The organism is Kribbella sp. C-35, assembly GCF_046549195.1.
Lineage (GTDB): Bacteria > Actinomycetota > Actinomycetes > Propionibacteriales > Kribbellaceae > Kribbella.
In genome coordinates this window covers 326,535-340,763 of the sequence record NZ_JAJPWG010000004.1, presented here as the reverse complement: position 1 = coordinate 340,763, position 14,229 = coordinate 326,535, and the positions used below count along the sequence as shown (strand labels likewise).

General features: G+C 69.4%; 13 protein-coding genes. 8 read left to right on the top strand and 5 right to left on the bottom strand.

Annotated features, from left to right (window positions below):
- Window positions 1-25 precede the first annotated feature (25 nt).
- Window positions 26-1,120: a sensor histidine kinase gene (locus ACLJOO_RS27520; RefSeq protein ID WP_410790290.1), complete on the top strand. Its 1,095-nt coding sequence runs from the start codon at window positions 26-28 to the stop codon at window positions 1,118-1,120.
- Window positions 1,113-1,784, top strand: a complete 672-nt coding sequence (locus ACLJOO_RS27515) for a response regulator (protein WP_410790289.1) — start codon at window positions 1,113-1,115, stop codon at window positions 1,782-1,784. Before ACLJOO_RS27520 ends, ACLJOO_RS27515 begins: the two co-directional genes overlap by 8 nt.
- Here the strand turns inward: ACLJOO_RS27515 and ACLJOO_RS27510 are convergent, their stop codons facing one another.
- Complete coding sequence (locus ACLJOO_RS27510) at window positions 1,785-4,748, bottom strand: BTAD domain-containing putative transcriptional regulator (RefSeq protein ID WP_410790288.1); 2,964 nt, start codon at window positions 4,746-4,748, stop codon at window positions 1,785-1,787.
- Window positions 4,749-4,998: 250 nt separating this feature from the next.
- Here ACLJOO_RS27510 and ACLJOO_RS27505 point away from each other — a divergent pair, with 250 nt between their 5' ends.
- Window positions 4,999-6,201, top strand: coding sequence for an MFS transporter (locus ACLJOO_RS27505; RefSeq protein WP_410790287.1), 1,203 nt, complete (start codon window positions 4,999-5,001; stop codon window positions 6,199-6,201).
- Here ACLJOO_RS27505 and ACLJOO_RS27500 read toward each other — a convergent pair.
- Window positions 6,198-7,196, bottom strand: a complete 999-nt coding sequence (locus ACLJOO_RS27500; protein ID WP_410790286.1) for a YdcF family protein — start codon at window positions 7,194-7,196, stop codon at window positions 6,198-6,200. The genes ACLJOO_RS27505 and ACLJOO_RS27500 overlap by 4 nt on opposite strands.
- A 179-nt stretch (window positions 7,197-7,375) precedes the next feature.
- Between ACLJOO_RS27500 and ACLJOO_RS27495 the strand changes: the two genes are divergently transcribed.
- Window positions 7,376-8,620: a D-arabinono-1,4-lactone oxidase gene (locus ACLJOO_RS27495; RefSeq protein ID WP_410790285.1), complete on the top strand. Its 1,245-nt coding sequence runs from the start codon at window positions 7,376-7,378 to the stop codon at window positions 8,618-8,620.
- A 157-nt stretch (window positions 8,621-8,777) separates the two neighbouring features.
- Entirely contained in the window at window positions 8,778-9,905 is a 1,128-nt protein-coding gene (locus ACLJOO_RS27490) for a PepSY-associated TM helix domain-containing protein (protein WP_410790284.1), read from the top strand.
- Here ACLJOO_RS27490 and ACLJOO_RS27485 read toward each other — a convergent pair.
- Window positions 9,894-10,397, bottom strand: a complete 504-nt coding sequence (locus ACLJOO_RS27485) for a MarR family winged helix-turn-helix transcriptional regulator (protein ID WP_410790283.1) — start codon at window positions 10,395-10,397, stop codon at window positions 9,894-9,896. The genes ACLJOO_RS27490 and ACLJOO_RS27485 overlap by 12 nt on opposite strands.
- Entirely contained in the window at window positions 10,394-11,683 is a 1,290-nt protein-coding gene (locus tag ACLJOO_RS27480; RefSeq protein WP_410790931.1) for a nicotinate phosphoribosyltransferase, read from the bottom strand. Before ACLJOO_RS27480 ends, ACLJOO_RS27485 begins: the two co-directional genes overlap by 4 nt.
- A gap of 94 nt (window positions 11,684-11,777) precedes the next feature.
- Here ACLJOO_RS27480 and clpS point away from each other — a divergent pair, with 94 nt between their 5' ends.
- The gene (gene clpS / locus ACLJOO_RS27475; RefSeq protein ID WP_410790282.1) at window positions 11,778-12,065 is read left to right on the top strand and encodes an ATP-dependent Clp protease adapter ClpS; all 288 of its coding nucleotides are present in this window, start codon (window positions 11,778-11,780) and stop codon (window positions 12,063-12,065) included.
- Complete coding sequence (locus ACLJOO_RS27470; protein WP_410790281.1) at window positions 12,062-12,613, top strand: DUF2017 domain-containing protein; 552 nt, start codon at window positions 12,062-12,064, stop codon at window positions 12,611-12,613. The genes clpS and ACLJOO_RS27470 overlap by 4 nt, the downstream gene beginning before the upstream one ends.
- 7 nt (window positions 12,614-12,620) lie before the next feature.
- Here the strand turns inward: ACLJOO_RS27470 and ACLJOO_RS27465 are convergent, their stop codons facing one another.
- Window positions 12,621-12,890 (bottom strand): DUF4352 domain-containing protein, encoded by a 270-nt coding sequence (locus tag ACLJOO_RS27465; RefSeq protein WP_410790280.1) that lies wholly within the window; start codon window positions 12,888-12,890, stop codon window positions 12,621-12,623.
- A gap of 297 nt (window positions 12,891-13,187) precedes the next feature.
- On the opposite strand from ACLJOO_RS27465, the gene ACLJOO_RS27460 reads away from it, so the two are divergent.
- Complete coding sequence (locus ACLJOO_RS27460; protein WP_410790279.1) at window positions 13,188-14,165, top strand: aldo/keto reductase; 978 nt, start codon at window positions 13,188-13,190, stop codon at window positions 14,163-14,165.
- Window positions 14,166-14,229 lie beyond the last annotated feature (64 nt).

Here is a 14,229-nt window from a genome sequence, read left to right as displayed (position 1 = left end):
CCGCCGGCTCAGCTAGGTTCGGTGCGTGGAGTACGGACTGAGCCGGCGACAGCTGATCGCCGCGGACTGCGTCGTCGCGGCCGGGTACGCCGTCCTAGTCCTCCTTACGTCGTCGACGGGCCCCGGATTCGTCGCGATCGGACTCGCGCTGCCGATCGCGGTCCGGCGGATCTGGCCGATCCCGGCGCTCGGCGTCGTCGCCGTGATGTCCGTGGTCGCGGTCGTAGTAGACGCGCTGCGCGATCCGCTCCTCGCCGCCGCCTACGTCCTGTACGTCGTCGCGCTCACCCGGACCTCGAACCGCCCGCTGTCCAGCCGCCGCCTGATCGGCCTGGCCGGCGTCGTCGGCTTCGTCGTACTGCTCCTCGCCATGGTGGCCGGCGCACCGGCCGGGGAGTCCCGCGCCGCGCTCGTGCTCACCGGGATCGCCGCGTTGTACGGCGCCTGGATCCTGGGACAGGTCGTCCGGGACCGACGGGCTGCCGCCGCGCGGTCGGCGCAAGTGTTGGCCGAGCAGGCCGTGGCCGCGGAGCGGTTGCGGATCGCCCGCGAACTGCACGACATTGTTGCGCACAGCATGGGATTGATCGCGGTCAAGGCCGGGGTCGCGAACCACGTCCTGCAGGTACGTCCCGAGGAGGTGTCCGACGCGTTGTCGGTGATCGAGTCGACGAGCCGTGACGCGCTGATCGAGCTCCGGCACATGCTCGGCCTGCTGCGGACCTCCGACGAGCCGGTGGAGCTCGCACCGCCCGCAGGCCTCGCCGCGCTGCCGGATCTGGTGAGCCGGGTCGAGTCGACCGGCGTCCAGGTCGAGCTGCAGGTCGACGTACCAGGACCGCTGCCGGAGGCCGTCGGCCTCACCGTCCACCGGATCGTCCAGGAGTGCCTGACCAACGTCACCAAACACGCCCGCGCCACCCGCTGCCGCATCACGATCACCGGCAGCGCGAACGCCGTACAGGTCGAGGTTTCCGACGATGGCGCGGGAGGTGCAGTGGTGGAAGGACATGGCCTGATCGGGATCCGGGAGCGGGTGAGCGTGTACGGCGGTTCGTACCATGCCGGGCCGCGTGCGGGCGGCGGCTTCGAGGTCGTCGTACGGCTGCCGTATGAGTGAGATCCGGGTGCTGGTCGCGGACGACCAAGCGTTGCTGCGCGGCAGCTTCCGCGTGCTGATCGACACCACGCCCGGGCTGACGACGATCGGCGAAGCGGCGGACGGGATCGAGGCGGTCGAGCTCGCGCGGCGCGAGCGGCCGGACGTCGTGCTCATGGACGTCCGGATGCCCAGGCTGGACGGGATCGAGGCGACCCGGCGGATCTGCGCCGCGCCGGAGACCGCCGGGACCAAGGTGCTGATCCTGACCATGTTCGACCTCGACGAGGCTGTGTACGCCGGTCTGCGCGCCGGGGCGAGCGGGTTCCTCCTGAAGGATGTCCCGCCCGTGGAGTTGCTGCAGGCAATCAACGTCGTCGCGGCGGGTGAGGGACTGCTGGCGCCCTCGATCACGCGCAGGCTGATTGCCGAGTTCGCGCGGCTGGCCGAGCCGGGGCAAGCGCCGCTGACGGGTCTCGACGGCGTGACCGAGCGCGAACGGGAGGTGCTCTCGCTGATCGCGCGCGGCCTGTCGAACGAGGAGATCTGCGACCACCTGCACGTCGGGCGCGGCACGGTGAAGACCCATATCGGGCACCTGCTCGCCAAGCTGCACGCCCGCGACCGGGCCCAGTTGGTGATCGCCGCGTACGAGTCCGGCCTGGTGCAGCCGCGTCGCCGCTGACTACAGGTTCGTCAGCTTGGTGCGCAGCCCGACCGAGCGCGCGGGCGAGACCTCGTCGCTGATCGTCAGCGCCTCTTCCAGGTACGCCGCAGCCTTGGCCGGATCGCCGACCGCGGCGGCATGGTCGGACAGACCTTCGAGCGCGCCGACGATGTAGGCGTTGTTCTGGTCGGCGACGGCACCGCGATGGACGTACTCGAAGCATTCCAGCGCCTCGTCGGTTTCGCCGGCGGCGAGCAGGGTGGTCCCGAGCGATTGGCGGGCAGACCAGCGCACCTGCTCGTTGCCGCCGTGCTCGGCCACGGCGACGGCCTCCCGGCTCTGCGCGAGCGCGGTGTCCACGTTTCCTTGCAGCCGATTCACCAGTGCGAGCCGCGCGAGGGCGAACGGGATACTGAACGAGCTCTCGAGCTCGACCGCGACATCGCGCGCCTCGGTGGCAGAGGCCATTGCCTCGTCCAGCCGGCCCAAGTTCACGTAGCAGGTGGTGAGCCCGCTCAGTGCGTCAGCGCGCAGCCCGGAGGCGCCGCGCGGCCGCAGGATCGCCAACGCGGCGGTGTAGCTCTGCTCGGCGTCGACGTACTCGCAGGCATTGCTGAGCGCGAGTCCGCTGAAGGTGAGCGCTCTCCCCAGCAGCAGGTCGTCCTGGACCTCCCGGGCGATGTCGGCCGCCTTGCGAAGAGCCGGAAGCGCTTCGCCGAACGGATCCACGGTCTGCATCGCGAGACCGAGGCTGGTGTAGAGACGGCCGCGGACGCGGGGATCGGCGTCGTCCGGGAGCAACTCCAGAGCTTCCCGCAGTGCGTCGGTCGCGCCCTGCGTATTTCCCCTCCCTCGCAGGTAGCTGCTGAGTGCGTGCAGCATGTGCGCCTCGGCTTGGCGATTGCCCGCCCGCCGGGCCGCTTCCAGGCCGAGCTCGATGACCTGCTTCTCCTGCTGACGGTAGCCGCGCAGTTGCAGCAGTCGCATCGAGCCGAGGGCCACGAGCCAGGTGTACTCCAGCCGGCCGCGCGCCAGCGCCTGCTCGACGGCGGCCGCGAGGTTGACCGCCTCGGCGTCGGCCCAGGTCACCGCCTGCCGGATCGTGTCGAGCGCAGGGAGTTCGACGACGAGTGGCCGGTCGCCGAGCTCGAGGAACGGTGCGTTTCCCTGCTGCGCCAGCGGATGGTTCGCGGTCTGCACGTAGTACTCCAGCAGCCGGTCCGTCGCCACGTCCGGATCGACGTCGGTCGTGCGGGCCAGCTCGGCCGCGTAGTCCCGGATCAGGTCGTGGAACTGATACCGGTCGGGCGTCGGTTCGAGCAGCAGGTTCGCGTCGACGAGCGACTCGGCCAGATCGGCCGCCTCTTCGGGTGCACAGTCCACCAGGGCGGCAGCGCCGTACCGGTCGAAGTCGCGACCCGGGAGCGCGCTGAGCAGGCGGAACATCCGCTGCTGTTTCGGCGCCAGTTGGTCGTAGGACAGTTGGAAGGCGGCCGCGATACCGAGCCCGTCGGCGGTGAGCTCGGTCAGCCGACGGCCGACGCGGTCCAGGCGTTGGTTGATGTGGGCAACGGTCCAGGCCGGCCGGTGCCGGAGCCGGGCGCCGGCGATCCGCAGCGCCAGCGGAAGGTTGCCGCAACGCTCGATCAGATCGTTGCTAGCAGCAACGTCGGCGGTCGCGCGTTCCGCGCCGACGAGGGCTGCGAGCAGGTCGGTGGCGTCGGTGGAGTCGAGCAGCCCGAGGTGCAGTCGGTCGCGGACGTCGAGTCCGGTCAGCTGGGTGCGGCTGGTGATCAGTACGCCGCACGTCGGTGATCCCGGGAGCAGCTGGTTCACCGTCGTACTGTCCAGGGCGTTGTCGAGTACGACGAGCACGCGCCGCCCCTCGACCGTCGTACGCCACAGGGCCTGGGCCTTCTCCAGGGTGTGCGGAATGGCCGCCGCTGGTACGTCGGCGCCGAGGAGCAGGTGGTCGAGCGCCGCCTTCACGTCCAGCGGCGGGCGACCGGGAGTGTGGCCGTGCAGGTCGACGAAGAGCAGGCCGTCCGGGTACCGGCGGGCGAGTTTGCGGGCGGTGTTGACGGCGAGCGCGGTCTTGCCGACGCCCGCCATACCGTCGATCGCGACAATCGGCGGCGCCTGGCTGTCCGTTGCGCTGAGGACGTCGGCGAGGTGGCCCAGTTCGGCGTCGCGGCCGACGAACGTCGCTCCGGCGTACGGGAGCTCGTCGCGGACCTGCGCGGTGGTCTCGTTGCGCAGGATCGTCTGATGGACCTCGCGCAGCGCCGGTCCCGGTTCGACGCCGAGTTCGTCGATCAGGGTCTGGCGAGTGCGGCTGTAGACGTCGAGCGCATCGGCCTGGCGACCATCGGCGGACAGGGCCTGCATGAGCTGGCCGGCCAGGCGTTCGTCGAATGGTCGCGCGGCCACCGCGGGGACGAGTTCGGCCACGAGTTCCGCGGCGCGGCCGCGTTCGAGGTCGACGTCGACCCGCTCACCGAAGACTTTGTCGCGCCGCTCGGCCAGCCGGAGCCGCTGCGCCGCGAGGAACTGACCGGGCAGGCCGGCGAGCGGTTCGCCTCGGTGCAACGCGAGCGCCGTACGGTACTCGGCTGCCGCCGCATCGAGCTCACCACGTTCGCGCAGCTCGGTGGCGCGGCGTACGGCGTTCTCGAACTCGGTGACGTCCAGGGCGTCCTCGTCGAGCCGCAGCAAGTAGCCGTCGGAGGTATGCGTAAGGATGTCTTCGGGCAGCGTCCGTCGCAGCCGGTAGATGTACGGCGGCAACACCTTCACGCCCGTGCCGGGCGGATTGTCCTGCCAGACCGCGTCGAGGAGTTCCGACGCGGTGCAGATCTGATTGGCGCGGAGCGCGAGTACGGCGAGCAACGCCTGCAACCGCTGCGCCCGGATCGGGAGCTCCGTCCCATGCCACCGAATCCGCAACGGCCCCAGCAACTCGATGTACAGCGGGTGACTCACTTGTAGCAGTCTGCCGCGTCCGGGGAGCACCGGCAATTGAGTGGTTCACCAGGTGGGCAACCTTTAAGCTGACTGTCGAGTCGACGGTCCACGAGGAGTTGGGGATGCCCGGTCAACCGGGCACGCGCTGAACGCATCCGTCATCGCGTGCCGCTTGCACAGTGTTCGCGCCGGTTTCCGGCGTGCGTGAGTGGCGCAGCTCCTCCTTGCCCGGGGCTGTGGTCCCCGGGCCGACTCCTGGGACAACTCTGTGTCGCTGTGGATGCATCGTGACTTCCGGTGGCTCTGGCTCGGCCAGAGCGCCTCGCAATTCGCAAGCTTCGCCGGTCAGGTGACCCTCCCGCTGGTCGCGGTCACCTCGCTCGGCGCCGGTGCCGCGCAACTCGGCGTACTCCGCGCCGTGCAAGGACTACCGATCCTGTTGTTCTCGCTGGCGGTTGGTGTCCTGGTCGACCGCCTGCAGTCCAGAACAGTGCTGGTCGCCGCCGATCTCGGCCGGGCCGTCGCCCTCGCCTCCGTACCGTTCGGGATGGGCCTCGGCCTGCCGTTCCTGTATGTCGTAGGCTTCACCGTCGGCCTGTTCACCGTCTGCTTCGACGTCGCGTACATGGCCTCGTTGCCGCAGCTCGTCGAGCGGAATCAATTTGCCCAGGGCAACAGTATGCTCGAGACCACCCGATCGGCCGCGCAGATCTGCGGCCCCGCGTTCGGCGGTGGACTCGTGTCGCTGCTGGGCGCGCCGATCGCGGTGGTCGCCGGCGCGGTGCTCTACGCGTGTTCCAGCCTGTCCGTCAGCCGCATCCGGAGCCGGCGGAGTACGCCGGTCGCGCAGAGCGGCGTACTGCGACAGATCGGTGAAGGGCTGCGCGTCGTCGTACGAGATGCGTCGTTGCGGGCGATCGCCGCTGCGACCTGCGTGTACCAGTTCTCGTTCACCGCGCTGACGACCGTCTACCTACTCTTCCTGACGCGCACGCTCGACCTGCCCGGTGCGGTCGTCGGGCTGGTGATGGCGTCGTTCGGCCCGGGAGTACTGGTCGGCTCGCTGCTGTCCGCATGGCTACCGAAGCGTTTCGGCTACGGGCGCGTGGTGGTGTTCGCGGCGCTCATCTCGGACCTCGTCATGCTGATCACCTCCACCCTCCACGGCCCCGGTCCGGTCACGGTCGCAGCGCTGATCGCGATCAACATCCTGTACGGCGCCTTGAGCCAATCCGTCGACGTGGCGGTCGTCGCGATCCGTCAACTCGTCACGCCGCTGGCGGTTCAGGGGCGGGTGGTCGCGACGATCAACTTCCTCGGTCTGGGGCTGACCCCGCTCGGCGCACTGCTCGGCGGAGCGGCTGCCGGCGTGTTCGGCGTACGGACTGCGTTGCTGGTCGCGACCGCGGGGCTCTTCCTGTCGCCGTTGTGTTTGACGCGCCTCAGCCGCAGTCTCGCTGGTCGTGTCTAGAAGTGGGGCAGGATTGCGGTGAGGGTGATCAGTAGGCAGATGCCACCGTTGATGTAGGGGTGGCTGGCCAGGATCGCGACGAACTCGCGGATGGTTGCCGTCGGCCAGTAGTACGCCGCTGTGGGGGAGCCGACCACCTGGCCGTTGACCTTCGCCTTGCGGGCAGTCAGAGCGGCGCGGAACGCGTGGAAGTTGTTCGTGACGATCAGGCAGCGGTACTGCGGCCGCAGTTCGACCATCAGGTCCCGGCTGAACGTCAGGTTCTCCCAGGTGGTCGTCGACTTGTCCTCGCGGAGGATCTGGTCGTCGGGCACGCCGTGTTCGACCAGGTACGCCGCCATTGCGTGCGACTCGGGCAGATCTTCACCCGGGCCCTGGCCGCCGGACGTCATGAGCCGCGGCGAGCGGCCCTTGCGGAGCGCCCGCTCGTACACCTGCTGGGCGCGGTCGAGGCGACTCGCCAGCAACGGTGTGACCCGCGAGCCCATCAGGCCCGAGCCGAGGACGACGACGAAATCCACCTTCCGCGACGAGCGGATCCGGCTGTAGACGAACGCGTACACCAGGAAGCAGAGGAACAGGAACGAGATGTAGGTCAGGATGCCGAGCAGCACCGACCGTACGGCGGCCAGCGGTTCCCAGCCGATCTTCTGCACCAGCACGCTGAAGATCACGAAGCCGATGATCCCGAGGCCCACCAGCAGCGACAGCAGGTTGGACAGCCGGCGGCGCTCCCGGCGCAGCATCGTGACGCCGTTGATCACCAGGAACACCGCGAGCACCGCTATCGTCAGCGGGATCGCGACCAGGACTGCGACCACCAGCACCTTGGCCGCGGTTTGGCTGACCGTCTCGACCGCGAAGATCAGCCCGAGACCGGCGAACATCAGCGTGAGGACCAGGAAGATCCCGTTCTTGAACAGCCGCCGGTCGCGCAGGAAGCTGACGCCGAAGACGAGGAACCAGAACCCGGCGATACCGAAACAGATGACCATCGGGCGCCATCAAACCACGCTCCGTCGCCGAGCTGGGGGAGGCTGGGCTGGTCGGGCTGGGAGGCGGGACGGGTCGGCCTCGATCGGTGGTTCGGGGGGTGGACGCGGCGAGGCCGGGCGGGTGCTGGTGTGCGAGGCTCGGGCGGACGGGTCGGGTGGCGAGGAGAGGCAGGTCAGGCGTGAGTCGGGTGACGAACTGGGCGGGGAACGTCAGCTTTGCGAGTGAGCTGCAGCGGCCGCGGACGATCGAGGAAGTCCAGGAGCTGGTCGCGGCGGCCGAGAAGGTGCGAGTGCTCGGGACCGGGCACTCGTTCAACCGGATTGCCGACAGCAGCGGCACGTTGGTCAGCGTCGCCGACCTGCCGACGGTGATCGAGGTCGGCGACCGTGGTGTCACGGTGTCGGCCGGGCTGCGGTACGGCGAGATCACCGCGGCGCTGCAGGCCCAGGGACTGGCATTGCACAACCTCGGGTCGCTGCCGCACATCTCGGTCGCGGGTGCGTGCTCAACGGGAACGCACGGGTCCGGTGACGCCAACGGGCCGCTGGCGGACGCGGTCAACGCGATCACGTTCGTGGACGCTTCCGGTGAGCTCGTCACGTTGACCCGGGAAGACGAGGACTTCGCCGGGTCGGTCATCTCACTCGGTGCGCTCGGGGTGACCGTGAGCCTGACGCTCGACGTACAACCGTCGTACCAGATCAGCCAGGTGGTGTACGACGGGCTGCCGGTGGAGCGGCTCGCGACGGACCTCGACGCGGTGATGGGGAGCGCGTACAGCGTGAGCGCGTTCACCGACTGGGTGGACCCGGACGTGATGGTGTGGCGCAAGCGGCGGGAGCTGACCACGCCCGACCAGGAGTGGCTGGGCGCGACGCTCGCCGACGGGCCGCGGCACCCGATCAAGGTGATGCCCGCCGATTACGCGACCCAGCAGGGCGGCGTCGCGGGGCCGTGGAACGAGCGGCTGCCGCACTTCCGGCTCGAGTTCACACCGAGCAACGGGGACGAGCTGCAGTCGGAGTACTTCGTACCGCGCGAGCGGGCCGCCGAGGCGTTCGACGTACTGCGGGCCTTGGGCAAACAGTTCGCGCCGGTGATCCAGGTGTCGGAGGTCCGGACGATCGCCGCTGACGAATTGTGGCTGAGCCCGAGCCAGGGCCGCGACACGGTCGCCCTGCACTTCACCTGGGTCCAGGACGAGACCGTCGTCCGCCCGGTCGTCGCCGCGCTGGAGGACGGACTGGCGTCACTGGACGCGCGACCCCACTGGGGCAAGGTCTTCGAGGCCGACGCCGCCACTCTCGCGGAGCGCTATCCGAAGGTGAAGGACTTCATCACGCTGGCGGAGAAGTACGACCCGGCGGGCAAGTTCCGCAACCCCTACCTGGACCGGTACCTGCCTCTCAGCACGCAGGGATAAGGGAGAGCAAAGAGAAATCTGGCGGCAACCGGGCTGGTCTTCGGGGGCAACAGGCGCACGCCACAGTGACTGGGTGTTTCGGATCGTTGACGCTCCGTCCTGAGAGGTTAGCCATGTCTGATTCTGCCCGGCGGCCGGGCCGGGAGACACCACTCGGGTGCTGTTCGACGCACCCGGGCTGGGGGAGTCGGAACGCCTTGCTGTGTTCGTGAATCCGGGCAACGCGCAGGTCACCGGGGAGCTGGTTGCCTATGGCTCCAGTGGCGCGTTGCCGTTCCGCACCTGGCTGTCGCGTCTGCACGCGAACCTGCACCTCGGTGACGCCGGACGGAACTACAGCGAGCTGGCCGCATCGTGGTTGTGGCTGATCGCGCTGGCAGGACTGGTGCTGTGGTTCACCGGACGCCGGAGCGGATCTCGTTGGCGGGTGGAGCGATCCGGCGGCGCGCGCCGCCGTACGTTGTCGTGGCACGGAGTTCTCGGGACGTGGGTGATCCTCGGGATGCTGTTCCTGTCGGCGACCGGCCTCACCTGGTCGCGGTTCGCCGGCGCGAACGTGACGGAGCTGAAGGCCGCGGTGGACTGGAAGACGCCGGCGGTCAGTACGGCGCTCACCGACGCCGACCACGCGGGTCACGAGGGGCACGCGTTCCCCGGCGGCGAGGTCGACCCGGCGGTCTACGAATGGACCCAGGCATTGCAGTCCGCCCGATCCGCCCAGCTGGACGGGCCGGTGGAGCTGGCGGCGCCGAAGAAGGCCGGTACGTCGTTCGTGGTCAGCGAGATCGGGAAGGCCTGGCCGACCCAGGCCGATTCGGTCGCGGTCGACCCGATGTCGGGGAAGGTGGTCGACGTCGTCCGGTTCGAGGACTATCCGCTCGGGGCGAAGCTGTCGCGGTGGGGGATCGACGCGCATATGGGGATGCTGTTCGACCTGGTCAACCAGATCCTGCTGCTGATCGTCGCCGGGACCGTCGTCGCGTCGGTGATCTGGGGTTACCGGATGTGGTGGCTGCGCCGGCCGACACGAGGTCACGCGCTGCGGTTCGGTCGCCCGGCTCGGCGTGGCGCGTGGCGGGAGATCCCGGTGCTCGCTGTGGTCGGGTTGCTCGCCCTCGCGGTAGGTGTCGGGTTGTTCCTGCCGCTGCTCGGGCTCAGCCTGGCCGCGTTCGTGGTGATCGATCTGCTGATCGGTCTCTACCGCTGGCGGAAGGACGGCACGACAGAGCCGTCGCCGCCGTCGCCGCGGGAGGCTGCGGCCGAGGCGGACGAGCTACTCGTATGACAGCGGCTCGAGGGTCATGCTGATCGTCCAGAGCAAGTTCCGCATGATCCGGCGGTCCTCGGGCGACAGCTGGGCGAGGGCGCGGCGGCCGGCCCGGTCGTAGATCTCCTGGACGGTGTGGGCGAGCTCGACGCCGCGATCGGTGAGCTCGATGCCGACCTGGCGGGCGTCGGTGGTGTTGCGGACCCGGCGGACCAGCCCGGCGGCTTCCATCCGCTGAGTGGTCTTCGTTGCCGTCGGCACCTCGACGTCCAGGACCTTCGCGAGCCGCGCCACCGGGAGCGAACCGTGGTGCAGGAGCTTGGCGAGCACCAGCTCCTGCCCCGTGTGCAATACGGTCCCGGCAAGCTCCTCCGCGATCGCCTTCCGGGTCGCGCGCTCCGCGAACCGCAAGGCGATCAGAACGTCGGCCTCATCCGCCGGCGCGTCCCGCGACCACTCCCCATGGCCGCCCGAGCCGGGCGTGTCGGCCGTGTGGCTTGGGGTGGTCATGTGTGGCTCCGAGGGCGGAAGGGGTTTCTGTTGGTGTAGTCGCCGATGTAGTCGGTGGGGATGGCGGGTTCGCCGCGGCTGAGCTGGCTGGCGGAGCGGGGGAGCTCGTCGCGGACCTTCTCGTGGTGCGCCTGCGACTCCTCCGGAGTGGTCCGGCCGACGATCTTGCCCTGCTCGACGAGCGGCTTCAGAAGGACGCGGTCGTCGCCGTCGTCGACCGGCTGCTCACCGACGCCGATCAGTTCGACCTCCGCGACCCCGGCCGCCGTACGCCGGCGGAGCGCCCACTTCCGGCCGCCGATCGAGATCTTGTCCGGGCTCTTCTTCGCCACCGGCACCAGCTCGCCGCTCGCGTCCTCGCGGGCGACCAGCTTGTACACGAACCCGCAGGTCGGGTACCCGGACCCGGTGACCAGCGACGTACCCACGCCGTACCCGTCGACCGGCGCCGGTGCGAGCGCGGCGATCTGGTACTCGTCCAGGTCGCTCGTCACGATGATCCGGGTCTTCGTCGCGCCCAGCGAGTCCAGCTGCTCGCGGACCTGCCCAGCCAGCGACGGCAGGTCACCCGAGTCCAGCCGGACCGCGCCCAGCTCCGGACCGGTCAGCTCGATCGCGGACCGGACCGCCTCCGCGACGTCGTACGTGTCGACGAGCAGCGTCGTACCCTTACCGAGCGCGTCGACCTGCGACCGGAACGCGTCCTCCTCGCGGTCGTGCAGCAGCGTGAATGCGTGCGCCGCGGTCCCCGTGCTCGGGATGCCGAACCGGCGGGCCGCCTCCAGGTTCGAGGTCGCGCTGAACCCTGAGATGTACGCCGCCAGCGCCGCGCCGACCGCCGCCTCCTCATGGGTCCGGCGCGAGCCCATCTCGATGCAGGGCCGCCCACCCGCCCACCAGGTCATCCGCGACGCGGCCGAGGCGACCGCGGAGTCGTGGTTCAGGATCGACAAGAAAACGGTTTCCAGGAGCACCGCCTCGGCGAACGACGACTCCACCACGAGCACCGGCGAGCCGGGGAAGAAGATCTCGCCGTCGGCGTACCCGGAGATGTCGCCGGAGAACCGGTACTCCGCCAGCCAGTCCCGGGTAGCCTGGTCGACGACGCCGCGATCGGCCAGGAAGGCGATCGTCTGCTCGTCGAACCGGAACCGCTCGAGCGCGTCCAGCAGGCGGTTGACGCCCGCGACCACGCCGTACCGGCGGCCGTCCGGCAGCCGGCGGGCGAACAGCTCGAACACCGAGCGGCGCTGCGCCGTGCCGTCGGCCAGCGCGGCCTGCAGCATGGTCAGCTCGTAATGGTCTGTCAAGAGCGCGGTCGAGTGCGTCACAGGAGCAGCCTATTGCGAGACCGGAACCGATGATGGAGAGAATGGACAGGTGACCACCGCACCAAGCGAACTCGAGAGCCCCGAGGTCGACGAGGCGATCGAGTTGAGCCCGCCCTGGGTGACCGTCGTCTGGAACGACCCGGTCAACCTGATGGACTACGTCACCTTCGTCTTCCAGACCTACTTCGGCTACTCCAAGCAGAAGGCGGAGAAGCTGATGATGCAGGTGCACAAGGAAGGCAAATCGGCGGTCTCGAACGGCAACCGGGAAGCGATGGAACGCGACGTGGAAGCGATGCACACCTACGGCCTCTGGGCCACCTGCGAGAAGTCGTGACCCGTTTCCGCAGGCGCCGCAAGACCGTCGTCGTCAGCTTCGCCGAGCACGAGGCGGACATCCTGGCGAACCTGCTCCGCAACCTGGTCGAGCTGCTGTACGACGGTCTGCCACCGCGCGCCACCGAGTCCAGCGACCCGCTCGCGGCGCTGCTCGACTCCGACGGGCCGACGTCGCCGCCCGAGGACGTCGTACTGCAGCGGTTGCTGCCGGACGCGTACAAGCAGGACGACATGGCGTCGGCCGAGTTCCGCCGATTCACCGAACGCGGGCTGCGCGAGGGCAAGGTCACCGACGCCAAGCGGGTGCTGTCCGCCCTCGAGGAGTCCGGCGCCGACGAGATCGCGCTCGAGCCGGACGAACAGCTCTCCTGGCTGCGCGCGCTGAACGACCTCCGCCTCGCCATCGGCACCCGCCTCGACATCAAGGACGAGGACGACTACTCCACCTGGGAAAAGCTCCCGGACGACGACCCCCGCCGCCTCACCTACGACCTCTACGACTGGCTCGGCTACCTCCAGTCCGCCCTCCTCCACAACATGCGCTGACTGGTGCCTACTTGACCGAGCCTTCGAAGTGGACCGATTCGTACTCGAAGCCGGGCTGGACCTCGATGTCCAGCGCCTGCCGACCCTTCGGTACGGCGAACCCGAGCTTGGCGGTCCTCGCGTGGCCGGGTGTGACCGAGCCGTCGAAGCCGCCGTCGAGCCCGTTCTCGGAGTCGAAGACGTCATCGGCCTGATCACCGTTCGCGCCGTGGGCCAGCTTCACTGTCGTCAGCGCCAGGTCGGCGGTCTTCTTCGGCCGTCCTCGTAGGTGAACCATTGGGTCGCGCCGACCTTTGCGACAGCCGGCTCCCGCAGGCGGTTCGGTGTCGTACGGAGAATCGCCCTCCGTCGGCGCAGAGGTCGGCGCGGAGCTGGATCGGCGGACGTCCACCACTCACCAACCATCGCTGGTGATCGCCGGCCACGCTCGATCTGTCCACGCTCGGCCTGCTCCGAGGGCCTTCATCAGTGCTGGAAGTCCGCGCTCTTGCACAACATGCGCTGAGGCGGGGAAACAAATCGCCACCACACGCACATTTCTTTCCCCTCCGCCGGGCTGATTAGGGTGGGCCGCATGGAGATGCGGCGGCTCGGGCGGACCGGGCGGGATGTTGGTGTGGTCGGGCTCGGGGCGTGGCAGTTGGGCGCGGACTGGGGGTCGGTGGACGAGAGCGACGCGCTGGCGGTGCTCGAGGCCGCGATCGACGGTGGGGTGACGTTCATCGACACCGCGGACGTGTATGGCGACGGGCGGAGTGAGCGGCTCGTCGGGCAGGTGCTGAAGGCGCACGATGGTTTGACTGTTGCGACCAAGATGGGGCGTCGGGTCGAGCAGCTTGCTGAGAACTACACGCTGGAGAACTTCCGCGCGTGGAACGACAGGTCCCGGCAGAACCTCGGCGTCGACACGATCGACCTGGTGCAGCTGCACTGCCCGCCGACGCCGGTCTACTCCGACGACGAGGTCTTCGACGCGCTCGACACCCTCGTCGACGAGGGCCGCATCACGTCGTACGGCGTCAGTGTCGAGACCTGTGCCGAGGCGCTGACGGCGGTCGCGCGGCCGAACGTCGCGTCGGTGCAGATCATCCTGAACGCGCTGCGCCTGAAGCCGCTCGACGAGGTCCTGCCCGCGGCGCAGGCGGCCGGCGTCGGCATCGTCGCCCGCGTCCCGCTCGCCAGCGGGCTGCTCTCCGGCAAGTACGACGAGCACACCACGTTCGCCGACGACGACCACCGCACGTACAACCGGCACGGCGAGGCCTTCGACGTCGGCGAGACCTTCTCCGGCGTCGACTTCACCACCGGCCTGGAAGCCGTCCGCCGCCTGATGCCCTGGCTCCCGGCCGGCGCCACGATGGCCCAGTTCGCCCTCCGCTGGATCCTCGACCAGCCCGGCGTCTCAGTCGTCATCCCCGGCGCCCGCAACCCGGCCCAGGTAGCCGGCAACATCTCCGCCGCCACCCTCACCCCGCTGACCGACGACCAGTTGGCCGCCGTGCAGCAGACGTACGACGACCTCATCCGCCCCCAGATCCACGACCGCTGGTAACGCGCTGTCCGCATTCTGGACCGACTCCGCGGTTGGCGGGGTCGGTCCGGCGCGCGCCGTACCG

What these genes read in the sequence shown, in the direction of transcription:
- ACLJOO_RS27500 (WP_410790286.1), bottom strand. Translation starts at nt 7,196, where the DNA reads ATGGTCATCTGTTTCGGTATCGCCGGGTTCTGGTTCCTCGTCTTCGGC.
- ACLJOO_RS27465 (WP_410790280.1), bottom strand. Translation starts at nt 12,890, where the DNA reads ATGGTTCACCTACGAGGACGGCCGAAGAAGACCGCCGACCTGGCGCTG.
- ACLJOO_RS27480 (WP_410790931.1), bottom strand. Translation starts at nt 11,683, where the DNA reads ATGCTGCAGGCCGCGCTGGCCGACGGCACGGCGCAGCGCCGCTCGGTG.
- ACLJOO_RS27515 (WP_410790289.1), top strand. Translation starts at nt 1,113, where the DNA reads ATGAGTGAGATCCGGGTGCTGGTCGCGGACGACCAAGCGTTGCTGCGC.
- ACLJOO_RS27485 (WP_410790283.1), bottom strand. Translation starts at nt 10,397, where the DNA reads ATGACCACCCCAAGCCACACGGCCGACACGCCCGGCTCGGGCGGCCAT.
- ACLJOO_RS27460 (WP_410790279.1), top strand. Translation starts at nt 13,188, where the DNA reads ATGGAGATGCGGCGGCTCGGGCGGACCGGGCGGGATGTTGGTGTGGTC.